Source organism: Streptomyces sp. LBL (assembly GCF_029893585.1).
Lineage (GTDB): Bacteria > Actinomycetota > Actinomycetes > Streptomycetales > Streptomycetaceae > Streptomyces.
In genome coordinates, this window is the sequence record NZ_JARXYX010000007.1 from 58,556 (window position 1) to 81,242 (window position 22,687).

Genomic DNA, 22,687 nt, shown 5'->3' on the forward strand with positions numbered 1-22,687 from the left:
GAGTACCGAGTACGGGTGCCCGTTCATGATCCGAATCGCCAGGGAAGTGAGGAGCACGAGCAGCCGTTCTGCCCAGCGCGTTTGCGACTGCCCAGCTTTCGCGCTTGCCGAGCTTCGGCGTGACTGGCTGAGAGCGAGCGTCATCCGGGAGACCCCGACCAAGATCTTCTCCCAGACTTCTCCCAAACGATCACCAGAGATACAGGAAGGGCCTGATCCTCACTGAGGATCAGGCCCTTGACCTGGTACTTCCCTGTCGGGGTGGCGGGATTTGAACCCACGACCTCTTCGTCCCGAACGAAGCGCGCTACCAAGCTGCGCTACACCCCGATGTCGCTGCTTGTCCTGCTTGTCGCGGCGACGTCGTTTACTTTAGCCCACTGGTGGCTGGAGACGAAATCCGGTTTTCGCGCGGTGGCGGGTGGGGTTCGGGCGGGTGTGGTCGAGGGCTACGAGCAGGATGGCGAGGGCGTAGAAGGCGAGGCCGAGCAGGAGGGCGTTGCCCAGGACGCCCCTGTAGCCGTGGAGGTCCACGTCCAGGAAGGGGTAGGGATAGCGGGCCGGAGTGCCGGGTGGCAGCAGTGCGCCGCGGGTCAGGGAGAACGCGAGGTAGGCCAGGGGGTAGAGGAGCCAAGGGGCGGCCTGGCGGAAATGCAGGCGGCCGGGGGACGTGAGGAGGAGCCAGTCCAGGAGGGCGGCGGCGGGGACCGCCGTGTGCAGGATCTGGTCGGAGAGGGTGAGCCAGCCCGTGGGAGCGGCGGTCCCGGTGGTGACGGAGCCTGTCATCGTGAACGGGCTCGCCTCGTTCGCCAGTAGCAGGTGGTACACCAGGCCCATGATCGTCACGTAGAGCAGTGCTGACCCGGTCAGCGCCGACGGCAGGGGGCGGCGAGCGCTCCACGCCCGGCGGGCCGAGAAGATCATGACCAGTGCCAGCAGGACGCTGCTCTGGATCGTGAAGTAGCTCAGGACCCGGGCCGGGCTACCGAGGCGCAGGTCGATCATCACGCCCGCGGCCGCCGCCAGGGCGACCAACAGGCGGTAGGCGGCGGCCAGGGGGCGGCGTACTGGGGTCACCACCGCCGTGGCGGGGACGGGCGAGGGCAGCAGCGGGTGCATACCGGGGAGGGCGGGCAGGTCCGGGATGTCCCTGGGTATCGGGGCGGTCATGCCCTCACGCTAAGCAGGACCGCCAAAAGGGGCGATACGGGCGGTCCGTGCGGGTTACTTCCTGCGCGGGCGCAGGGTTGGCCTGCGGGGTGGCACCCGGTTAAGGCCGGCGGAGTGCCACCCGGTTGGCCTGCGGGTGGCGACCGGGATGGCCGCCAGCTCGGTCAGTGTGATGGCGACCGGGTTGGCCGACGGGGGCGGCGACCGGGGAGGGCCGACGGGGCGGCGACCGGGGAGGGCCGGCGGGGCGGCGACCGGGTTGGCCGACAAGTCGGCGACCACGCCGCCCCCCGCGCTCACTCCCGTGGCGTCAGCGTCAGCAGCGTCGCCTCCGGTGGGCACGCGAACCGGACCGGGGTGTAGCGGTTCGTGCCGCAGCCCGCCGACACGTGGAGGTACGACGTACGCCCCTCTGCCGTGTGCGTGGACAGGCCCTTCACCCGGTCCGTGTCCAGGTCGCAGTTGGTGACGAAGGCACCGTAGAAGGGGAGGCACAGCTGCCCGCCGTGGGTGTGGCCGGCCAGGATGAGCGGATAGTCGTCCGCCGTGAAGGAGTCCAGGACCCGCAGGTACGGGGCATGGACGACGCCCATCGAGAAGTCGGCGCCGCCCGACGGGCCGCCGGCCACCTCCGCGTAGCGGTCCCGCTTGATGTGCGGGTCGTCCAGGCCCGTCAGCTCGATCGACATTCCCTCGATCTTCAGCGCGTTCCGGGTGTTCGTCAGGTTCAGCCAGCCTGCCGCGTCGAAGGAGTCCCGCAGGTCCTCCCACGGGTTGTGGATCGCGTTCACGGCGGGTGCGTTGCCGTTCAGGCCGTGGCTGCCCTGGGCTTTCTCGAACAGGTAGCGGGCTGGGTTACGGAGTTTGGGACCGTAGTAGTCGTTGGAGCCGAAGACGTACGCCCCCGGGAACTCCATCAGTGGTCCGAGCGCGTCCAGGACCTCCGGGACGCCCTCCGGGTCGGAGAGGTTGTCCCCGGTGTTGATCACGAAGTCCGGGCGCAGGCCCGCCAGCGAACGCAGCCAGCGCTGCTTCTTGCGCTGGCCGCCGACCATGTGGATGTCGGAGACCTGGAGCACGCGCAGCGGGCGCATTCCGGAAGGGAGGACGGGGACCGTCACTCGTCGGAGGCGGAAGGAGCGGGCTTCAAAACCCGCCGCGTACACCAGACCGGCGGCGCCAGCCGCCGCGATGGACAGAGGTACTCCGTATCGCGCGCGCATCCGTCCATCGTGTCAGACCCCGGAGGGGACCCGTCCCCACCGCCCCTTAAATGAAGGGGCGTCCGGACTCCGGCACCTGCGACAATCAAGCCATGACCACGCTCAAGTCGAAGCTGCAGGAAGACCTCAACGCCGCCATCAAGGAACGCGACGAGCTCCGCTCCTCGACGCTCCGGCTGACGCTCACCGCGATCACCATGGAGGAGGTCGCGGGCAAGCAGAAGCGCGAGCTCTCCGACGACGAGGTGCAGAAGGTGCTCACGCGTGAGGCGAAGAAGCGCCGCGAGGCCGCGGACGCTTTCGCGCAGGGTGGTCGCGCCGAGAGTGCCGAGCGGGAGAAGGCGGAGGGCGAGGTGCTCGCCGCCTACCTGCCCGAGCAGCTGTCCGACGAGGAGCTGCACCAGATCGTCGCCGAGGCCGTCGGGGAGGCGAAGGCGGCGGGCGCCGAGGGGCCGCGGGCCATGGGCGCGGTCATGAAGATCGTGAACCCCAAGGTGGCCGGCCGGGCCGAGGGCGGTCGCGTCGCTGCTGTGGTCAAGAAGCTGCTCGCGGGCTGAGAGACCTGTGTGCCGTCCGTACGGTTTATACGGACGGCTTATACCCACGGCTTATACGGATACGGACGACACGGACGACACGGACGGCTTAACGCCTGGCTTGTACGCCTGGCTTGTACGGCGGTGGGGGCGCCCCCTGTTGGATGACAAGGGGCGCCCCCACCGCCGTACAAGAACGCTGAACCCTCGGTCTACGGCCCGTTCCCGCCGTTGCCGTTGCCGCTGTTCCCGCCGTTCACGTTGCCCTGGAACCAGCCCTCCGGGAGGGAGAACGAGGGTGCCGGCCTGGTGCCGCCGTTGGTGCCGCCGTCGGCCAGACCGCCGAAGCCGCCGTTGGCGCCGGCGTTGTTCCCGTCGCCGTTCCCGTCGCTGTTCCCGTTCCCGTCGCCGTTGCCGTCACCTTTGCCTTTGCCGGGGTCCTTCTTCTTCTCGTCGGGGATGTTGACGAGGGTGAAGGTCTCCACGCTCTTGCCCTCCAGGGCGCCGGACATGGCGTCCCGCCAGATCGGGCCGGGAGTGTCACCGCCGAAGACCTTCTCGTGGTAGACACCGCCGATGGTGATCCCGGTCATCTTGAGCTTCTGGGTGGCGCTGCCGACCCAGACGGCGCCCGACATGTTCGGCGTGTAGCCGACGAACCAGGCGTTCTTCCGCTCGTCCGTCGTACCCGTCTTACCGGCGCTCTGGCGGCCCGACAGACCGGCCTCCTTACCCGTACCGGAGTCGACCACGCCGCGCAGCAGCGTGTTGACGGTGTCCGCGGTCTTCTCGCTCATCGCGCGCGAGCACGTCGACTTCGGCACCGCCAGCGACTTCTTCACGCCGCCGACGGTCCTGGTGATCGACTCGATCGCGATCGGCGTGCAGTACGTGCCCCGGCTGGCGAAGGCCGCGTACGCGCTCGCCATCGTCAGAGGGGAGAGGCCGGTGGAGCCGAGCGTCATCGACGAGGGAACTTCGGGAACCTTGGTGCCGTTGCCCTGGACCACGCCCAGCGCGTTGGTCATCTTCACCACCGGGCACATGCCGATGTCGGAAAGCATCTGCACGAAGTAGGTGTTGACCGACTTGGCCATGGCCTTCTTGAGCGGGTAGGGCCCGACCTCGGACTCGCTCTCGTTCTCCAGCTTGTACTTCGGCGTGCCGTCGTTGACCCACGGCTTGCCACTGCAGGTCTGGACCGTGTCCGGGTACTGCATCTCGTACGGCGCCGGGTACACCTGCGTCGGGGGCTTGCCCTCCTCCAGCGCCGCCGCGGCCAGGAACGGCTTGAACGTCGAACCCGTCGGGAAGCCGAAGTTCGAGCCGCCCATCGCATTGTCGACCGAGAAGTTGTACTCCGTCTCGTTCTTGCCGTAGCCGAACGGCTTCGACTGGCCCATCGCGAGGACCTTGCCGGTGCCGGGCTCGACCAGCGTGGAGGCCGCGGCGACCTTGTCGCTCTTGTAGACGTGGGCCTTGAGGGAATCCTGGACCGAGTTCTGCGACTGCGGGTCGAGCGTCGTACGTATGGTCAGGCCGCCCTGGTTCCAGAGCTTGACCCGGGCTTCCTTGGTCTTACCGAAGACCGGGCTGTTGACGAAGACCTTCCCGACGTACTTGCAGAAGAAGCTGGCGCCCCGGACGGCCGTGATGCAGCCGTTCTTGGGCCGGCTGACCTTCAGGGCCAGTGGCTGCTCCATCGCCTTGTCGGCCTCGGCCCGGGAGACGTCACCGACCTCGGCCATGCGCCGCAGTACGGTGTTGCGCCGCTTGGTGGCCTCGGCCTCGTCGTTGACCGGGTCGTACCGGCTGGGGGACTGCACGATGCCGGCCAGCAGGGCCGACTCGGACAGCGTCAGGTCCTTGGCGTGCTTGGAGAAGTAGCGCTGGGCCGCGGCTTCGACGCCGTATGCCTGCTGGCCGAAGAACGTGATGTTCAGGTAGTTCTCGAGGATCTTCTTCTTCCCGAGCTCCTCCTCGACCTGGATCGCGTACTTCAGTTCCTTGATCTTGCGGCCGAGGGTCTGCTGGGTGGCCTGCGCGACCTTCGTCGGGTCGTCGCCGGCCTCCTCCACGAAGACGTTCTTCACGTACTGCTGGGTGAGCGTCGAGGCGCCCTGCGAGACGCCGCCGCTCCGCGCGTTCTTGTTGAGCGCGCGCAGCACGCCCTTCAGGTCGACCGCCCCGTGCTGATAGAAGCGCGAGTCCTCGATCGCGACGAGCGCCTTCTGCATGTACGGCGAGACGTCCTTGAGGCCGACCACCGTGCGGTCGCGCGAGTAGACCGTGGCGATCTGGCCGCCGTTGGCGTCGAGGATCGTGGTGCGCTGGCTCAACGGGGGCGTCTTCAGGTTGACCGGGAGCTCGTCGAAGCTCTCCACCGACCCCTTGGCCGCGAGACCCAGCGCGCCGGCCGCGGGCAACGCGATACCGGCCAACACGGCTCCCGAGAGCACACTGATACCGAGGAACTTGGCGGCCTGCTGCGCGGAGGACAGCCCCCCGCCCGAGCGCTTGTTTGGCATGGGGGCAGCCTACGTTCTCATTTGCCGGACACACGTATAGGCATTGGCCTAAGCTGCTCTCAACTGTCACAGCTGTAGGGCTACGTATCAATACGTCCGGCGACCCCGAATCGTTCCGGAGATTCCTCAACTTTTTTGGTGAGGATGTGTCCGAATCCGCCTGGTGTGTCACCTGGCGCCCGTTGTGACGCAACATAACTGTCCTGGTTTGCCGGGATGGTCACGTATGTCGTCAGGTCACTCCCCCGGGTGATCTGCCGCTTACCCATAGTCCGTTCGGGCCATGCAAGATTGGGCACGAAGGGGCTGTTGCGCTGTGCCCGCCTTCCGTAACGTCCTCAACTGGCTGCGGTGAATATGCCGCTGCCGCCGTGGGGGAGCCTCGATTCGGGAGAGGACGGCGCCGGTATGGGCTGGGTAGTCGACTGGAGTGCGCAGGCGGCCTGCCGCACTACCGATCCAGATGAACTGTTCGTGCAGGGAGCTGCGCAGAACAGGGCCAAGGCGGTGTGCACCGGATGTCCGGTGCGCACGGAGTGCCTGGCCGACGCGCTCGACAACCGCGTCGAGTTCGGCGTGTGGGGAGGAATGACGGAGCGGGAACGCCGCGCACTGCTGCGCCGACGGCCGACCGTGACCTCTTGGCGCCGACTGCTGGAGACGGCGCGTACGGAGTACGAGCAGGGGGCGGGCATCCTGCCTCTCGATGACGACGAGGTCTACGAGAACTACGCGGCGGTGAGCTGATGGGGGACGGCGTGGGCTGAGCGGGCTGAGGGCTGAGGAGGGTTTCCTCAGACGCCGGCCTCAGTCAGGCGTCGGCCTCGATCCGTAGGGACTGGGTCTGTAGGGGACTCGGTCTGCAGGGGACTCCAGTCAGGCGCCGACCTCGGTGTCGGGCAGCTCCGGTCGTTTGGCGGCGAGCCGGTTTCCGATGTCCCGCAGCCCCGCGAGGTCGTGTACGTCGCCGGGCAGCGCGGCCACCTCTGCGACCGCCACCTCGGGGTGGCGCGCCGTGAAGCGGTCACGCGTGCGCTGCTCGCGGGAGAGCAGCTGCATGCGATCGGCGTGCAGCCTCAGCAGGCTTGCGGTGAGTTGTTCTACGGTCCGTTCCCGCTGTTCCTGCTGGACCTGCCGATCCTGCCGTCCTTGCTGCTCGGCGCCCTGGTCCAGGGCGGTGGCTTGCGTGGTGCCGGGGGACTCTGAACTGTCGTACGTGTCGGGAGAGTTACGAAGTACTGCTTTCCCGTCCACCTGATCGACAATGCGGGACTCGTCAAGATTTTCTGCGGCGGCTTCGGCGTCGATGGGTTCCGCCTCGATGAGTTCGGCGTCGGCGGGTTCCGCGTCGGCGGGGACATCGAGGTTCTCCGCGGCGGCGAGGGCCCGCTCGGCCGACAGCTGGGCGGCGCCGCTGCCATGGACACGGTTGAGCACCAGGCCGGCCAGCGGCATGTCCTCGGCGGCCAGCCGTTCCACGAAGTACGTGGCCTCCCGCAGCGCGTCCCGCTCCGGCGCCGCGACCACGAGGAACGCCGTGCCGGGCGCCTGGAGCAGCTTGTACGTGGCGTCCGCGCGCGTGCGGAAGCCGCCGAAGGTGGTGTCCATCGCGGCCACGAACGTCTGGACGTCCTTGAGCAGCTGACCGCCGAGCAGCTTGCCGAGGGTGCCGGTCATCATCGACATCCCGACGTTCAGGAACTTCATCCCGGCCCGGCCGCCGAGCTTCGCCGGGGCCGTCAGCAGCCGGATCAGCCGTCCGTCCAGGAAGGACCCCAGCCGCTTCGGCGCGTCCAGGAAGTCCAGCGCCGAACGGGACGGGGGCGTGTCGACGATGATGAGGTCCCACTGGTCCCTCGACCGGAGCTGTCCCAGCTTCTCCATCGCCATGTACTCCTGCGTGCCCGCGAAGCCCGCCGAAAGCGACTGGTAGAAGGGGTTGTTCAGGATCGTGGCCGCCCGCTCCTGATCCGCGTGCGCCTCGACGATCTCGTCGAAGGTGCGCTTCATGTCGAGCATCATCGCGTGCAGCTCACCGTTCGCGGAGTCGTCCACGCCCTTCACCCGGCGGGGGACGTTGTCGAGCGAGTCGATGCCCATCGACTGGGCGAGCCGGCGGGCCGGGTCGATGGTGAGCACGACGACCTTTCGGCCGCGTTCTGCCGCCCTGAGGCCGAGGGCGGCCGCGGTGGTGGTCTTGCCCACGCCGCCCGAGCCGCAGCACACGACGATGCGGGTCTCGGGGTCGTCGAGCAGGGGGTCGAGGTCCAGCAGGCGGGCGGGGGTGAGGCGGTGGCGGGCGGCTTGGTCTTGGGGATGGGGAGTGGGAGCGGAGTTGGGGGCGGGGTCGGGAGTGTCGTGGGGTTGCGTTCGGTTGGGTGTGGTGGCCGGGCTCATGACATCCCCTGTTCCCGCAGCTCGGTGGCCAGTTCGTACAGGCCCGCCAGGTCCATCCCGTCGGCGAGCAGCGGCAGTTCGTGCAGCGGCAGGCCCAGTTCGCCCAGTACGGCCCGCTGTTCGTGCTCCAGCGTGTACCGCTCGGTGTACTCACCGGCCTGGGTGACCAGCGGGTCGACCAGCCGCTCGGCGTTTCCGCCGCGTCGAGCTCCGCCCAGTCCCGCCGCCGACAAGGCGCGTGCGAACGCGGTGCGCGGGACCGTGCGTACGAGTTCCAGGTCGGCCGCGTCCAACACCTCGGGCCGCACCATGTTCACCATGATCCGTCCCACCGGCAGCCGGGCCGACCGCAGCTCGGCGATGCCGTCCACGGTCTCCTGGACGGGCATCTCCTCCAGCAGCGTCACCAGGTGAACGGAGGTTTCGGCCGACTTCAGTACCCGCATCACGGCCTGCGCCTGATTGTGTATCGGGCCGATCTTGGCGAGACCCGCGACCTCGTCGTTGACATTGAGGAAGCGGGCGATGCGGCCGGTGGGGGGTGCGTCCATGATGACGTAGTCGTAGGCGAACCGGCCGTTCTTGTCCTTGCGGCGGACCGCTTCGCAGGCCTTGCCCGTGAGGAGTACGTCTCTCAACCCGGGTGCGATGGTGGTCGCGAAGTCGATCGCGCCGAGCTTCTTCAGGGCTCGGCCCGCGCTGCCCAGTTTGTAGAACATCTGGAGGTAGTCCAGAAGGGCCAGTTCGGGGTCTATGGCGAGGGCGTACACCTCCCCGCCCCCGGGAGCGACGGCGATCTTTCGCTCCTCATAAGGCAGCGCTTCCGTCTCGAAGAGCTGCGCGATGCCCTGCCGGCCCTCGACCTCGACGAGAAGCGTCCGCTTCCCCTCGGTGGCGAGGGCCAACGCGAGGGCGGCGGCGACCGTGGTCTTTCCGGTCCCGCCCTTGCCGCTGACGACCTGGAGCCTGCTCACGTATTCGAGCCTAACCAGTCCGCGCGCGGGCTACGCCGGAGGCTGTGGACAACGTGGCTGCGGATGGGGGTGGGGCAGCGGCTAAAGTCGGCCGCATGACGAAATGGGAATACTCGACCGTGCCGCTGCTCGTCCACGCCACGAAGCAGATTCTGGACACCTGGGGTGAGGACGGCTGGGAGCTGGTCCAGGTCGTGCCCGGACCGAACAATCCCGAGCAGCTGGTGGCCTACCTGAAGCGGGAGAAGGCGTGAGCGCGGTCGAGGCGCGGTTGGCCGAGCTGGGCCTGAGCCTGCCGTCGGTCGTACCGCCGCTGGCCGCGTACCAGCCGGCCGTGCAGTCGGGGGTGTACGTGTACACGTCCGGGCAGCTGCCGATGGTGGACGGCAAGCTTCCGGTGACCGGGAAGGTGGGGGCGGAGGTCACGGCGGAGGAGGCCAAGGAGCTGGCGCGTACGTGTGCGCTGAACGCTCTCGCCGCGGTGAAGTCCGTGGCCGGTGATCTGGACCGTGTGGCGCGTGTGGTGAAGGTCGTCGGGTTCGTGGCCTCGGCGTCGGACTTCACGGGGCAGCCGGGCGTGGTGAACGGCGCGAGCGAGTTGCTCGGCGAGGTGCTGGGCGACAAGGGTGTGCACGCGCGGAGCGCGGTGGGGGTGGCGGTGCTGCCGCTGGACGCGCCGGTGGAGATCGAGATTCAGGTGGAGCTGACGGGGGCGGTGTAGGCCGGACGGGGACGGGGGCGGGGGCGGGGACGGGGGCGGTGTACGTCGGGTGCGGACGGGGCGGGGCCTGGGCGGTCTGTGCGGGATCGGGGCTCCGGTGATTCGGTCCCTCTCGAACATCTGGTCGCCACGAGATAGCCTCCGGCCATGGCAAACGGGCAGTGGTATCCCCGGGAATGGCCGGATCTCATCCGAGCCCTTGCGGACGGCACGCTCACTCCGGTCACCCCCAGACGCGCGGCCACCGTCATGCTCCTGAAGGACACCGGCACCGGCCCCGTCGTCCACATGCTGCGCAGACGCACCTCCATGGCTTTCGCCGGCGGCGCGTACGCCTATCCGGGCGGTGGTGTGGACCCGCGCGACGACGACCACCATGTTCACTGGGCGGGCCCCACGCGCGCGTGGTGGGCGAGCAGGCTCGGCGTGGGCGAGACCGAGGCTCAGGCGATCGTCTGCGCGGCCGTACGGGAGACGTACGAGGAGGCAGGCGTCCTTCTCGCGGGCCCGGCCCCCGATGCGGTGGTCGGAGACACGACGGGTCCGGAGTGGGAGGCCGACCGGGCCGCCCTGGTCGCGCGGGACCTGTCCTTCGCGGAGTTCCTGGAGCGCCGTGGTCTGGTCCTCCGGTCGGACCTGCTGGGTGCCTGGACCCGCTGGATCACCCCGGAGTTCGAGCCCCGTCGCTACGACACCTGGTTCTTCGTGGCCGCGCTCCCGAACGGACAGCGCACCCGGAACGCCTCCACGGAGGCGGACCGTACGGTGTGGATCCGGCCGGCCGAGGCGGCGTCGTCGTACGACAACGGCGAGCTGTTGATGATGCCGCCCACCATCGCGACCCTGCGCCAGCTGACGCCGTACGCCACGGCCGCCGAGGCGCTCGTCGCGGCGCCCGACCGTGACCTGACCCCCGTACTGGCCCAGGCCCGTCTGGAGGACGACGAGATCGTGCTGTCCTGGCCGGGGTACGACGAGTTCACCAAACACATCCCGACCGGTGGAGCCCCCGCATGACGGACGCAGCAGCCCTTCCCGGCCGGCCACGGGGCGGGATCCTGTCGGGCCCCGCCACCTTGCGGGCCGTCAACGTTCTGGCGCCCAACGCCTCCGCGATGACGCTGGACGGGACGAACACGTGGGTCGTGTCCGAGCCCGACTCCCGGTCGGCCGTGGTGATCGACCCCGGGCCGCTGGACGAAGGACATCTGCGCGCCGTCGTCGACGCCGCCGCGAAGGCCGGCAAGCGGGTCGCCCTCACCCTCCTCACCCACGGCCACCCGGACCACGCCGAGGGCGCCGCCCGCTTCGCCGAGCTGACCGGCACGAAGGTGCGGGCCCTGGACCCGGCGCTGCGGCTGGGGGACGAAGGGCTGGGCGCCGGGGACGTGGTCGAGGTCGGCGGACTGGAGCTGAGGGTCGTACCGACTCCGGGGCACACCGCGGACTCCCTGTGCTTCCATCTGCCGGCCGACCGGGCCGTTCTGACCGGCGACACGGTCCTGGGGCGGGGCACGAGTGTCGTGGCGCATCCGGACGGTCGCCTGGGGGACTATCTGGACTCCCTGCGGCGGCTGAGGTCGCTCACTGTGGACGACGGCGTGCACACCGTGCTCCCGGGCCACGGGCCGGTCCTGGAGGACGCCCAGGGTGCCGTCGAGTTCTATCTCGCCCACCGGGCCCACCGGCTCGCCCAGGTGGAGACGGCCGTGGAGGACGGCTATCGGACGCCTGGGGAGGTCGTGGGCCATGTGTACGCCGACGTGGACCGGTCCCTGTGGCCGGCGGCCGAGTTGTCCGTACGGGCCCAGCTGGAGTACCTGGAGGAGCACGGGCTCATCTAGGGCCTGGGTGCTTTGACGCCGTGCACGCGCGCGTACTCCCTGGCGAGCCAGGGGCCGAGATCGTCGACGTACGTCAGGAGGACGGCGCGGTCGGCGGTCGGCTGGTATCCGAGGACGGCTGCGGACCGTAGCTGCTCGGCCCGTTCGGGGTAGTACGCGGCGAACGCTTCGGCCATCTCCCGCAGGTCGCTCGTCCAGCCGTTCCAGCGGGGCATGACGAGCGTGAACGCCGCGCGGACGAGATGCCGGGACATGAAGCGGACGAGAGGGCGCAGGGCCGTCTCGGTGTCGTCGGCGGCCGCGATCCGTTCCCGCCAGCGGGGGAGGAGGAGGGCCAGGTCCCCGTTGGTCTCGCGGGCGAGGAGCGTGTCGGGGCGGTAGCGGGGGAGGTACTCGGCCAGGTCCTCGCCGAGGAGTGGGGTGCACAGGCAGGCGACGAACCAGCCCAGGTCGTGTCGCTCCGGTTCGCTCAGCAGGCGTGCCCGGCCGAACAGCAGTGGTGCGGCCCCGTCGATCTGCGGGAACTCCTGGTCCAGCGTCCGAGCGAGGGTCCGGGTGCCTTCGCGGTCCGCCTACGCCGGTTCCTCGTTGAGGGCCACCAGCAGGTCCAGGTCGCTGCGGCCCACGCGCGCGGTGCCGCGCGGAATCGACCCGTAGAGGTACGCGCTGTGCAGCCGTGACCCGAAGAGGTCGAGCACTCGGTCGCGGGCGGCGGCGACGACCGGGCGGAAGGCGTGCGGGATGCGTCCGAGGGAGCCCTCACGCGCGATGCAGCCCTGTGCGTCGAGTCCCTTGGACGGGGCGGTTTCGGCCATGGGGTCACTGTGCCCCGAGGGCACGGCACAGCGCCCGTGTTTTTCCTGGCCGGGCGGCCTCATTGGGTCTGTTCGGGCTGAGGACGGCGGTTGTCGGGGTGGTACTCCGAGGGGCGCCGGGTTGTCGGGGTGGTACTCCGAGGGGCGCGGCGACACGGATCAGGGCGCCCGCCTCCAAGAGACGGATCAGTGCCCCCGCCTCCAAGAGACGGGGGCCCACGAGACGTACGGGCATTCCAGTGTCAGCGCGACGCCAAGTCAGTGTCAGCGCGACGCCAAGTCCCAGTGTCAGCGCGACCGCTTCGCCAGTCGCTCCACGTCCAGCAGGATCACGGCCCGCGCCTCCAGGCGCAGCCACCCGCGCTGGGCGAAGTCGGCGAGCGCCTTGTTCACCGTCTCGCGGGACGCGCCGACCAGTTGGGCCAGTTCCTCCTGCGTGAGGTCGTGGACGACGTGGATGCCCTCCTCGGACTGCACGCCGAAGCGCCGGGAGAGGTCGAGCAGCGCGCGGGCCACGCGGCCGGGGACGTCCGAGAAGACCAGGTCGGACATCGCGTCGTTGGTGCGGCGCAGTCGGCGGGCCACGGCGCGCAGGAGGGCGCCGGCCACCTCGGGGCGCACGTTCAGCCAGGGCTGGAGGTCGCCGTGACCGAGACCCAGCAGCTTGACCTCGGTCAGCGCGGTGGCGGTCGCCGTGCGCGGGCCCGGGTCGAAGAGGGACAGTTCGCCGATGAGCTCGCCGGGTCCGACGACGGCCAGCATGTTCTCGCGGCCGTCGGGGGAAGTGCGGTGGAGCTTGACCTTGCCCTCGGTGACGACGTAGAGCCGGTCTCCGGGGTCGCCTTCGTGGAAGAGCGAGTCGCCGCGGGCGAGGGTCACCTCACTCATGGAGGCGCGGAGCTCGGCGGCCTGCTCGTCGTCGAGAGCCGCGAAGAGCGGGTTGCGCCGCAGAACGTCGTCCACGAGTTCTCTCCTTGTCGCCTGCTCGGGGGATCTTGCTCCCCCTTGGTACCAGGGGACCGTGTTCCCCATTCTGCCGGACAGTCCAAACAGTGTGATCTGTCACAAGAATGCAGCACGCGTGTCCCGGGATAAGCGGCAGGGGTCCAATTGGGGGCCGATCTTCGAGGTCGGGGGCGGATGTCAGTGTCGGGCTTTAGGCTGGCCGGGTGTCCAAAACGCGGTGAGAACACAGGCCAAGGGGGCTGGACGGGTGGCTGTACGTCGGGATTCCGCTGTGGGCGAACAGGACTCCGGCGACGGAAAGAAAACGGCAAAAGCGACAGAGAAGGCTCCGGTGAAGAAGGCGACGTCCAAGAAGGCTGCCCCGGCGAGGAAGGCTGCCCCGGCGAAGACGGCTGACCTGACGGAGGGTGCCGGTCTCGCGGAGGAGGGTGCTCCGGCGGAGGGTCGCGATCCGGCGCAGGGTGGCGATCCGGCGGAGAACGCCGCCGCCCCGGTGAAGGAAGCGGCTCCCCTGAAGAAGGCGACCGTCGCGCCCCGGAAGGCCGCCGTCGCCGTCAAGAGCGCTGCTCCCACGAAGGCCACCGCTCCCGTCACAAGCGCCGCTCCCGCGAAGGCCGTCGCGTCCCGGCCGCCGAAGAACGAGTCGCACACCGCCCTCGTTCGCCGCGCCCGCCGTGTCAACCGCGCGCTCGCCGAGGTCTATCCGTATGCCCACCCCGAACTGGACTTCGAGAACCCCTTCCAGCTGATCGTCGCCACGGTCCTGTCCGCCCAGACCACCGATCTGAGGGTCAATCAGACGACGCCCGGCCTCTTCGCCAAGTACCCCACCCCGGAGGACCTGGCCGCCGCCAACCCGGAGGAGGTCGAGGAGATCCTGCGGCCCACCGGGTTCTTCCGGGCCAAGACCAAGTCCGTCATAGGGCTGTCCAAGACCCTGGTGGAGGAGTTCGGGGGCGAGGTCCCCGGGCGACTGGAGGATCTCGTCAAGCTGCCCGGTGTGGGCCGTAAGACCGCCTTCGTGGTGTTGGGTAATGCCTTTGGGCGGCCCGGTATCACCGTGGACACGCACTTCCAGCGGCTGGTCCGGCGCTGGCAGTGGACCGCCGAGACCGACCCCGACAAGATCGAGGCCGCCGTCGGTGCGCTCTTCCCCAAGAGCGAGTGGACGATGCTCTCGCATCACGTGATCTTCCACGGCCGCCGCATCTGCCACGCCCGCAAGCCCGCCTGTGGCGCCTGTCCCATCGCCCCGCTCTGCCCGGCGTACGGCGAGGGCGAGACGGATCCGGAGAAGGCGGAGAAGCTGCTCAAGTACGAGAAGGGCGGCTTCCCGGGCCAGCGCCTGAAGCCCCCGCAGGCCTATCTGGATGCGGGCGGCACGCCCGCGCCGCCGTTGGGGGCCGGGTGACCCGCCGTACGACACCTCCTTGGGCACGTTCCCAGGAACGATCTCGGGGCCGGCGGGCGTTGGATCGATCAGGACGACGGGGGTGGCGATGACGCGCGCGAGCAACACACAAGGCGGTCCGGTGGCACTCAGCGGGGAGGGCCTGCCGAAATGGCTGGACCCGGTGGTGCACGCGGTGGAGACGGTCGAGCCGTTGCAGCTCAGCCGCTTCCTGCCGCCGGCGGACGGCGCGGGGCGGCAGTCCGCCGTCCTGGTCCTGTTCGGCGAGGGTGAGCGCGGGCCCGAACTGCTCCTCATGGAGCGGGCGAGCTCGCTGCGGTCGCACGCCGGACAACCGTCCTTCCCAGGAGGTGCGCTGGATCCGCAGGACGGCGATCCGAAGGGCGACGGGCCACTCAGGGCCGCCCTGCGCGAGGCCGAGGAGGAGACGGGACTCGATCCGACCGGCGTCCAGCTCTTCGGCGTGCTGCCCAGGGTGTACATCCCGGTCAGCAGCTTCGTCGTGACGCCCGTAGTGGGCTGGTGGCGCGAGCCGTCCCCGGTGGGAGTGGTCGACCCGAACGAGACGGCGAGGGTTTTCACCGTCCCCGTGGCGGATCTCACGGACCCCGGCAACCGCGCCACCACCGTTCACCCCAGGGGCCACATCGGTCCGGCATTTCTGGTCGAATCAACCCTGGTGTGGGGCTTCACCGCTGGGATCATCGACCGTCTGCTCCACTACTCGGGCTGGGAGCGCCCCTGGGACCGGGACAAGCAGGTCCCTCTCGACTGGCGTGCATGACACAGTGTCTGCCGTGTTGTGCAAAGTGATGAGGCGAGGCCTGAACCGGTGAACGTGCTGGACATCCTGTTGCTGGTCGCCGCGCTGTGGTTCGCGGTCGTCGGCTACCGCCAGGGCTTCGTCGTCGGCATCCTGTCAGTGATCGGGTTCCTGGGCGGCGGTCTCGTCGCGGTCTACCTGCTGCCCGTCATCTGGGACGCGCTGACCGACAACTCCGAGGTGAGCACCACCGCCGCCGTCGTCGCGGTCGTCGTCGTCATCGTCTGCGCCTCCGTCGGCCAGGCGCTGACCACCCACCTCGGCAACAAACTGCGCCGGTACATCACCTGGTCCCCGGCCCGCGCCCTGGACGCCACCGGCGGCGCCCTGGTCAACGTCGTCGCGATGCTCCTGGTGGCCTGGCTGATCGGCTCGGCCCTCGCCGGCACCACCCTGCCGACACTCGGCAAGGAGGTCCGCAGCTCCAATGTGCTCCTCGGTGTCTCCAGGGCGCTGCCCGACCAGGCCGACACCTGGTTCGCGGACTTCTCCTCGGTCCTCGCGCAGAACGGCTTCCCGCAGGTCTTCAGCCCCTTCGCGAACGAGCCGATCACCAACGTCCGTCCCCCCGACCCGGCCCTCGCCACCAGCCCGGTCACCACCCGCGCCCAGCGCTCCATCGTCAAGGTCATGGGTACCGCCCAGAGTTGCGGCAAGGTCCTGGAGGGTTCGGGCTTCGTCTTCGGCGACCGTCGCGTCATGACCAACGCGCACGTGGTCGGGGGCGTCGACGAGCCCACGGTCCAGATAGGCGGCGAGGGCAGGAAGTACGACGCCACGGTCGTCCTCTACGACTGGCAGCGTGACATCGCCGTACTGGACGTACCGGACCTGAGCGCGCCCGCGCTGAAGTTCACCTCGCAGGACGCGGCCGGCGGGGAGGGTGCGATCGTCGCGGGCTTCCCGGAGAACGGGGCGTACGACGTCCGCGCCGCGCGCGTGCGCGGGCGCATCACGGCCAACGGCCCGGACATCTACCACCGGGGCACCGTCCGCCGCGATGTCTACTCCCTGTACGCGATGGTCCGCCAGGGCAACTCCGGCGGCCCCCTGCTCACCCCTCAAGGGAAGGTGTACGGCGTGGTCTTCGCGAAGTCCCTCGACGACGCCGACACCGGGTACGCGCTCACCGCGGACGAGATCCAGGAGGACATCGCCCAGGGACGTGCCGCGAACCAGCAGGTGGACAGCGACAGCTGCGCACTGTGAGCCGGAGTTCGAAGAGCTCGGGGCGGAGAAAGGGTGTGCGTCAGCTTCGCGGGTGACGGAGTCGGACCGAGACCCAGCGGGCCCGGCGGCGCAGGATGTGCGGGATGCCCACCCGGAGGTCCGTGCCGCCCGGCATGTCGGGGGCACCGCCTCGCTGGTGGGAGCTCAGGCCAAAGGCCGAGCGGCGATTGCGTGCTACGTCACTGTAGTCGTGCGTCCAGCCCATACCCGGACGTGTGCCCCGCCCCAAGGTCGATAACCGCCCCCGGGCCCTCCAATCGGCCTATGCGCCAGGCAAATGGCCGTTCGTAGGACAGGTGTTCAGCGTCCGGATGCCGGGCCCATCGGCTCGGTCACCGATCACTCACCGATCACTCACCGATCACTCACCGATGAGACACCGATGAGTCACCGATCGGGTTCGGAGTCCTTCAGCCAGTTGACCAGTTCGGTGGAGAAGGCGGCCGGATCCTCTTCGTGCGGGAAGTGCCCCAGCCCGTCGAACAGCCGCCAGCGGTACGGCGCTTCGACGTACTCCCCGGAACCGGCCGCGCTCCGGGTGCGCATCACGGGATCGAGGGATCCGTGCAGATGCAGCGTCGGCACCCGCACCGGCCGCTTCATGCGCCGGTTGAACTGGATGCCGTCCGGGCGGGCCAGGGAACGGACCATCCAGCGGTACGGCTCGATCGAACAGTGCGCGGTCGACGGGATGCAGATCGCGCGACGGTACGTCTCCACCGCCTCGTCGTCCGGCAGCCGCGGGCCCGACCAGTCCCGGATGAGCCGGCCGACGAGCGCGGCGTCGTCCGCGGTCAGCTGTCTCTCGGGCACCCAGGGGCGCTGGAACCCCCAGATGTAGGAACCGGCGCGCGTCTGCTTGACGTCGGAGAGCATCGCCGAGCGCCAGCGCCGGGGGTGCGGCATCGAGGTGACCACGAGCCGCCGTACGAGCTTGGGGCGCATCGTGGCCGCCGTCCATGCCAGATAGCCGCCCAGGTCGTGGCCGACCAGCGCGGCGTCCGGTTCGCCGAGGGAGCGGATCACGCCGGTGATGTCGAGAGCGAGGTTGGCGGGGTCGTAGCCGCGCGGGGTGCGGTCGCTGCCGCCGACGCCCCTGAGGTCCATGGCGACGGCCCGGTAGCCCGCGTCGGCCAGCGCGGTGAGCTGGTGCCGCCAGGTCCACCAGAACTGGGGGAAGCCGTGCAGCAGCAGCACCAGGGGCCCGTCACCCAGCTCGGCGATGTGGAAGCGCGCGCCATTGGCAGCCACGTCCCGGTGCGTCACCTTTGCCCCGCCGGGAACGCCGACGCGTACGAGGGAAGCGGGTTGCGCCCAAGGGGCGGCGGGGTCCGTCATGACGATGAGCGTGCCACAGCCTCGATGGCCTTCGCGTCCGTAACCCCGCCCTCCAGCGTCGGCCGGGGGTGCGGCTTGGCGTTCTGCAGGACGCCCGCCGTCTCCTTCATCGACGCCGCGACCTTCTGCGGGCCCTTGCCCTTCTTGGCCTTCTTCGCGAACACCACGCCGATCAGGGCGAGGACACCGGCCACGAGCATGTTGGCCGCGAAGGACAGCACGAAACAGATCGCGAGGTTCCAGTCGCTCCAGGTCCGGATGCCGTACGCCAGCGCGAAGTTCAGCATCGGCAGCGAGAACACCGCCACCACGCCGGCCGCCATGAGTGCGCCGCCGCTGGTCGCGCCGCGCTTGACGTCGTGTTTGAGCTGCGCCTTCGCCAGCGCGATCTCGTCGTGCACCAACGCGGACATCTCAGTGGTCGCCGAGGCGAACAACTGGCCGATGCTGCGTTCGGCGCCGACCGGGCTGCCGTCGGGTGCGCTCATCGCGGTCTCCCTCTTCCTTCTGCGTACGGTTCCGTCTTCTGCCTGAGTGCGTACGGTTCCGTCATTTGTACCGTCTCGTCAGATCATGCCGGACGGCCGTTCTCCTCGCCTGCCCCGCCCGTCACTTCGGCAAGTCCGCGTCGTTCGGCGGCCGTCGTTCGGCGGCCTTCTGCTCGGCGATCCGGCGGTGCTCGGCGGCCTTGCGGTCGTAGATCCCGGCCATCCGCAGGTGGTAGGCCGGATCGTCCTCCTCGTAGATGTCGGGGATGCCGTCGAGGTCGTCGTCGCGCTCCTCGGCCTCCCACAACCTGCGGTGCTTGGCGTTCCGTATCTTCAGCAGCACCGTCGCGAGGCCCGCCGCGATGAGGGAGCCGGTCAGTACGGAGGCCTTGACCTCGTCCGTCATCGTCGCGTCGCCGGCGAAGGCCAGCTCGCCGATGAGCAGCGACACGGTGAAGCCGATGCCGGCCAGCGTCGCCACCGCGAACACGTCCGCCCACTCCAGGTCGTCGCTGAGCGAGGCGCGGGTGAAGCGGGCGGTCAGCCAGGTCCCGCCGAAGATGCCGATCGCCTTGCCGAGGACCAGCCCGAGAACGACACCGAGGGTCTCCGGCTGGGTGACGACCTCGCCGAGTGCCCCGCCGGAGATGGCGACACCAGCACTGAACAACGCGAACAGCGGCACGGCCAGGCCCGCCGACAACGGACGGACGAGATGTTCGATGCGCTCACCGGGCGAGCGCGCCTCGCCCTCACGCCGCGCGCAGCGCAGCATCAGGCCCATCGCTACGCCCGCGATGGTGGCGTGGACGCCGCTGTTGTACATCAGCGCCCAGATGACGAGCGCGAGCGGGATGTACACGTACCACCCGCGTACGCCCTTCCGCAGCAGCAGCCAGAAGACGGCGAGGCCGACGGCCGCGCCGCCGAGCGCGGCGAGGTTGATGTCCGCCGTGAAGAAGACCGCGATGATCAGGATCGCGAAGAGGTCGTCGACGACGGCGAGTGTCAGCAGGAAGGCGCGCAGGGCGCTCGGCAGGGACGTACCGATGACGGCGAGGACCGCCAGCGCGAAGGCGATGTCGGTGGCGGTGGGGACGGCCCAGCCCTGGAGCGAGCCGCCGCCGGTGACGGCGGTGAGCGTGTAGACCAGCGCCGGTACGGCCATCCCGCACAGGGCCGCGACCACGGGCAGCGCGGCCGCCTTGGGGTCTCGGAGGTCGCCGGCGACAAGTTCGCGTTTGAGTTCGATGCCGGCGACGAAGAAGAAGATCGCGAGCAGTCCGTCGGCGGCCCAGTGGGCGATCGACAGGTTCAGGCCGAGAGCCTCGGGGCCGAGGTGGAAATGGCTGACGCTCTCATAGCTGTCATGTAGGGCCGGGGTGTTCACCCAGATCAGCGCGGCTACGGCGGCGATCAGAAGCAGGACACCACCGACGGTCTCGGTGCGCAGCGCGTCCGCCACGAAGTTCCGCTCGGGCAGGGAGAGCCGTCCGAGGACCTTGCGGGCGGGGTCGGTGCGGGGCGCGGACACGGGGAGACCTCCGGTCGGTGGGCAGGACGGAGCACTTGCCGACCAGACTTCCCGGCGCACCTATGTGGTTAGTTTACCTAAGATGCGCGAGGAGGAATACGGTGATCCTCACATTAGGAGCGAAAGGGGCACCCGGCGCACTTGTGCCCGGGTGCCCCTCACTGCCGTACGTACTCTCAGTCCTCGTTCGGCGCCGCGGGGAGCTTGGCCTGGATGAGGTCCATGACCGACGAGTCGGTCAGCGTGGTCACGTCACCGAGTTGGCGGTTCTCGGCGACGTCCCGCAGCAGACGGCGCATGATCTTGCCGGAGCGGGTCTTCGGCAGTTCGGCCACCGGCAGGATCCGCTTCGGTTTGGCGATCGGGCCGAGCGTGGTGCCGACGTGGTTGCGCAGGTCGGAGACGAGGCCCTCGTCCTCGGCGTTCGCCGTGCTGCGCAGGATGACGAAGGCGACGATCGCCTGCCCGGTCGTCTCGTCCGCGGCGCCGACCACGGCCGCCTCGGCGACCGACGGGTGGGAGACGAGCGCCGACTCGACCTCGGTGGTGGAGATGTTGTGCCCGGACACGAGCATCACGTCGTCGACGCGGCCCAGCAGCCAGATGTCGCCGTCGTCGTCCTTCTTCGCGCCGTCACCGGCGAAGTACTTGCCCTCGAAGCGCGACCAGTACGTGTCGAGGAACCGCTGGTCGTCGCCCCAGATGGTGCGCAGCATCGACGGCCACGGCTCGGTGAGGACCAGGTAGCCACCGCCGCCGTTCGGCACCTCGTGCGCCTCGTCGTCGACGACGGTCGCGGAGATGCCGGGCAGCGCTGTCTGCGCGGAGCCGGGCTTGGCCGCGGTGACACCGGGCAGCGGCGAGATCATCATCGCGCCGGTCTCGGTCTGCCACCAGGTGTCGACGACCGGCGCGCGGTCGGCCCCGATGTGCTTGCGGTACCAGATCCACGCCTCGGGGTTGATGGGTTCACCGACCGAGCCCAGAACACGCAGGCTGCTGAGGTCGAACTTCGCGGGGATGTCGTCGCCCCACTTCATGAACGTACGGATCGCGGTGGGCGCGGTGTACAGGATGGTGACCCCGTACTTCTGCACGATCTCCCAGAAGCGGCCCTGGTGCGGGGTGTCCGGAGTGCCCTCGTACATGACCTGCGTCGCGCCGTTCGCCAGCGGCCCGTAGACGATGTACGAGTGACCGGTGACCCAGCCGACGTCGGCGGTGCACCAGTAGACGTCGGTCTCCGGCTTGAGGTCGAAGACGGCGTGGTGGGTGTACGCGGTCTGCGTGAGGTATCCGCCGGAGGTGTGCAGGATGCCCTTCGGCTTACCCGTCGTACCCGACGTGTACAGGATGAACAGCGGCTGCTCGGCGTCGAACGCCTCGGGAGCGTGCTCGGCGGACTGGCGCTCGACGATCTCGTGCCACCAGACGTCGTGGCTGTCGTCCCAGGCGACCTCCTGGCCGGTACGGCGGACCACCAGCACGTGCTCGACATTGCCCGCGCGTTCGACCGCCTCGTCGACGGCCGGCTTCAGCGCGGACGGCTTGCCGCGGCGCCAGCCGCCGTCGGAGGTGATGACGACCTTGGCGTCGGCGTCCTGGATCCGGGTCGCGAGAGCGTCCGCCGAGAAGCCGCCGAACACGACGGAGTGCGCGGCACCGATCCGGGCGCATGCGAGCATCGCGATCGCGGTCTCGGGAATCATCGGCATGTACACCGCGACCCGGTCGCCCTGCTGGACCCCCAGCTCCAGCAGGGCGTTGGCGGCCTTGGAGACCTCGTCCTTGAGCTCGGCGTAGGTGATGGCCCGGCTGTCCCCCGGCTCGCCCTCGAAGTGGATGGCGACCCGGTCGCCGTGCCCGGCCTCCACATGCCGGTCCACGCAGTTGTACGCCACATTGAGCTTGCCGTCCTTGAACCACTTGGCGAACGGCGGGTTCGACCAGTCCAGCGTCTCGGTGGGCTCCTTGGCCCAGGTCAGTCGGCGGGCCTGCTCGGCCCAGAAGCCGAGCCTGTCAGCCTTGGCCTGTTCATACGCCTCCGCGGTGACGTTGGCGTTGGCGGCCAGGTCGGCGGGGGGTGTGAACCTACGCTCTTCCTTCAACAGGTTGGAGAGGGAGGAAGTCTCGCTCATCGTCCCGTCTCCCCCTTCGTCAGGGTGGCCAGGCTTTCGTTGCTCACGGCATCTGCCTTTCCCAGGGTGTCCGTTGTGTCCCAGGCCACAGCTCATCAGACCCGAGGGGCCGGTGACAAGGTCGACGGGAAAAGTGGTTTAGACCTGTCTTCCGTCCTGGCCGTGCGGGGCCCCCGGGTCTCTTCGACGGCTCTGGCCGGGTCATTCGTACCCACGGACGCCGACCGGGGGTAGTGCAGCGGCTGTAACGCCTTTCACACGTGGCCCACTCGGCCTGTGGGGGGCGGGTCTCGGGGTGGCGGGAGGGGTGGGGTGGGGTGGGGCTTCGGGGGTGGGGGCGCGTCGGGCAGGAGCCGCGCAGCGGGCCGGGCCGAGGGGTGGATCCATGGATCGGGGCTGGGGCTGGGGCTGGGGCTGGGGCTGGGCGCGAGCCGGGAGCTGAGGGGCGGGCCGGGGTCGGGGCTCGAGGCGGATCGTGAGCCGGGGCGGGGCGGGGCGGGGCGGGAGCCGAGGTCCTGGGCCCGGACCCTGGGCCCGGACCCTGGGCCCGG

General features: G+C 69.5%; 19 protein-coding genes, 1 tRNA gene and 2 pseudogenes. 9 read left to right on the forward strand and 13 right to left on the reverse strand.

All coding sequences use genetic code 11. The annotated features are described in order from the left end of the window. Window positions 1-256: 256 nt before the first annotated feature. From M2271_RS10390 to M2271_RS10400, 3 genes are all read right to left on the reverse strand, one after another. Window positions 257-330, reverse strand: a tRNA-Pro gene (locus M2271_RS10390). Between the two features lie 42 nt (window positions 331-372). Then, on the reverse strand, window positions 373-1,170 hold the full coding sequence (locus tag M2271_RS10395) for a Pr6Pr family membrane protein (protein WP_280886838.1): 798 nt from the start codon (window positions 1,168-1,170) through the stop codon (window positions 373-375). Window positions 1,171-1,466: 296 nt separating this feature from the next. Further along, entirely contained in the window at window positions 1,467-2,393 is a 927-nt protein-coding gene (locus tag M2271_RS10400; protein WP_280886839.1) for a metallophosphoesterase, read from the reverse strand. Between the two features lie 92 nt (window positions 2,394-2,485). On the opposite strand from M2271_RS10400, the gene M2271_RS10405 reads away from it, so the two are divergent. Beyond that, window positions 2,486-2,950 (forward strand): GatB/YqeY domain-containing protein, encoded by a 465-nt coding sequence (locus tag M2271_RS10405; protein WP_280886840.1) that lies wholly within the window; start codon window positions 2,486-2,488, stop codon window positions 2,948-2,950. A 191-nt stretch (window positions 2,951-3,141) separates the two neighbouring features. Here M2271_RS10405 and M2271_RS10410 read toward each other — a convergent pair whose 3' ends face one another. Further along, the gene (locus tag M2271_RS10410; RefSeq protein WP_280886841.1) at window positions 3,142-5,457 is read right to left on the reverse strand and encodes a transglycosylase domain-containing protein; all 2,316 of its coding nucleotides are present in this window, start codon (window positions 5,455-5,457) and stop codon (window positions 3,142-3,144) included. 408 nt (window positions 5,458-5,865) lie between these two features. On the opposite strand from M2271_RS10410, the gene wblA reads away from it, so the two are divergent. Continuing rightward, entirely contained in the window at window positions 5,866-6,204 is a 339-nt protein-coding gene (wblA, locus tag M2271_RS10415; RefSeq protein ID WP_280886842.1) for a transcriptional regulator WblA, read from the forward strand. 129 nt (window positions 6,205-6,333) lie between these two features. Here the strand turns inward: wblA and M2271_RS10420 are convergent, their stop codons facing one another. Then, complete coding sequence (locus tag M2271_RS10420; protein ID WP_280886843.1) at window positions 6,334-7,854, reverse strand: ArsA family ATPase; 1,521 nt, start codon at window positions 7,852-7,854, stop codon at window positions 6,334-6,336. Then, window positions 7,851-8,828 carry an ArsA-related P-loop ATPase gene (locus M2271_RS10425; RefSeq protein WP_280886844.1) on the reverse strand — a complete coding sequence of 326 codons (978 nt, stop codon included), beginning with the start codon at window positions 8,826-8,828 and terminating at the stop codon, window positions 7,851-7,853. The genes M2271_RS10420 and M2271_RS10425 overlap by 4 nt, the downstream gene beginning before the upstream one ends. Before the next feature lie 95 nt (window positions 8,829-8,923). Here M2271_RS10425 and M2271_RS10430 point away from each other — a divergent pair, with 95 nt between their 5' ends. The 4 genes from M2271_RS10430 (at window position 8,924) to M2271_RS10445 (ending at window position 11,393) form a co-directional block, all read left to right on the forward strand. Beyond that, window positions 8,924-9,082 carry a DUF4177 domain-containing protein gene (locus tag M2271_RS10430; RefSeq protein ID WP_019063748.1) on the forward strand — a complete coding sequence of 53 codons (159 nt, stop codon included), beginning with the start codon at window positions 8,924-8,926 and terminating at the stop codon, window positions 9,080-9,082. Beyond that, a complete protein-coding gene (locus M2271_RS10435; RefSeq protein ID WP_280886845.1) occupies window positions 9,079-9,549 on the forward strand; it encodes a RidA family protein in 471 nt (156 codons plus the stop codon). The genes M2271_RS10430 and M2271_RS10435 overlap by 4 nt, the downstream gene beginning before the upstream one ends. A gap of 147 nt (window positions 9,550-9,696) precedes the next feature. Continuing rightward, window positions 9,697-10,566, forward strand: a complete 870-nt coding sequence (locus tag M2271_RS10440) for an NUDIX hydrolase (RefSeq protein WP_280886846.1) — start codon at window positions 9,697-9,699, stop codon at window positions 10,564-10,566. Continuing rightward, the gene (locus tag M2271_RS10445; protein WP_280886847.1) at window positions 10,563-11,393 is read left to right on the forward strand and encodes an MBL fold metallo-hydrolase; all 831 of its coding nucleotides are present in this window, start codon (window positions 10,563-10,565) and stop codon (window positions 11,391-11,393) included. The genes M2271_RS10440 and M2271_RS10445 overlap by 4 nt, the downstream gene beginning before the upstream one ends. Here the strand turns inward: M2271_RS10445 and M2271_RS10450 are convergent. Further along, window positions 11,390-12,208, reverse strand: a pseudogene (locus M2271_RS10450) (nucleotidyltransferase domain-containing protein). The gene M2271_RS10445 and the pseudogene M2271_RS10450 overlap by 4 nt on opposite strands. 288 nt (window positions 12,209-12,496) lie before the next feature. Beyond that, window positions 12,497-13,171, reverse strand: a complete 675-nt coding sequence (locus M2271_RS10455; protein WP_280886848.1) for a Crp/Fnr family transcriptional regulator — start codon at window positions 13,169-13,171, stop codon at window positions 12,497-12,499. A gap of 274 nt (window positions 13,172-13,445) precedes the next feature. Here M2271_RS10455 and nth point away from each other — a divergent pair, with 274 nt between their 5' ends. The 3 genes from nth to M2271_RS10470 all read left to right on the forward strand — a co-directional run bounded on the left by nth (window position 13,446) and on the right by M2271_RS10470 (window position 16,617). Beyond that, complete coding sequence (gene nth / locus M2271_RS10460) at window positions 13,446-14,585, forward strand: endonuclease III (protein ID WP_280886849.1); 1,140 nt, start codon at window positions 13,446-13,448, stop codon at window positions 14,583-14,585. Window positions 14,586-14,673: 88 nt separating this feature from the next. Beyond that, entirely contained in the window at window positions 14,674-15,369 is a 696-nt protein-coding gene (locus M2271_RS10465) for a CoA pyrophosphatase (protein WP_280886850.1), read from the forward strand. A gap of 48 nt (window positions 15,370-15,417) precedes the next feature. After that, a complete protein-coding gene (locus M2271_RS10470; RefSeq protein ID WP_280886851.1) occupies window positions 15,418-16,617 on the forward strand; it encodes a MarP family serine protease in 1,200 nt (399 codons plus the stop codon). A 40-nt stretch (window positions 16,618-16,657) separates the two neighbouring features. On the opposite strand, the gene M2271_RS10475 is transcribed toward M2271_RS10470, so the two are convergent. The 5 genes and pseudogenes from M2271_RS10475 to acs form a co-directional block, all read right to left on the reverse strand. Beyond that, on the reverse strand, window positions 16,658-16,843 hold the full coding sequence (locus tag M2271_RS10475) for a hypothetical protein (RefSeq protein WP_280886852.1): 186 nt from the start codon (window positions 16,841-16,843) through the stop codon (window positions 16,658-16,660). A gap of 182 nt (window positions 16,844-17,025) precedes the next feature. Then, window positions 17,026-17,976 (reverse strand): alpha/beta hydrolase, encoded by a 951-nt coding sequence (locus M2271_RS10480; RefSeq protein WP_280886853.1) that lies wholly within the window; start codon window positions 17,974-17,976, stop codon window positions 17,026-17,028. Beyond that, window positions 17,973-18,464 carry a phage holin family protein gene (locus M2271_RS10485; protein WP_280886854.1) on the reverse strand — a complete coding sequence of 164 codons (492 nt, stop codon included), beginning with the start codon at window positions 18,462-18,464 and terminating at the stop codon, window positions 17,973-17,975. The genes M2271_RS10480 and M2271_RS10485 overlap by 4 nt, the downstream gene beginning before the upstream one ends. An 83-nt stretch (window positions 18,465-18,547) precedes the next feature. Continuing rightward, a pseudogene (gene nhaA, locus M2271_RS10490) lies at window positions 18,548-19,998 on the reverse strand (Na+/H+ antiporter NhaA). 176 nt (window positions 19,999-20,174) lie between these two features. After that, window positions 20,175-22,136, reverse strand: coding sequence for an acetate--CoA ligase (gene acs / locus M2271_RS10495; protein ID WP_280886855.1), 1,962 nt, complete (start codon window positions 22,134-22,136; stop codon window positions 20,175-20,177). Window positions 22,137-22,687 lie beyond the last annotated feature (551 nt).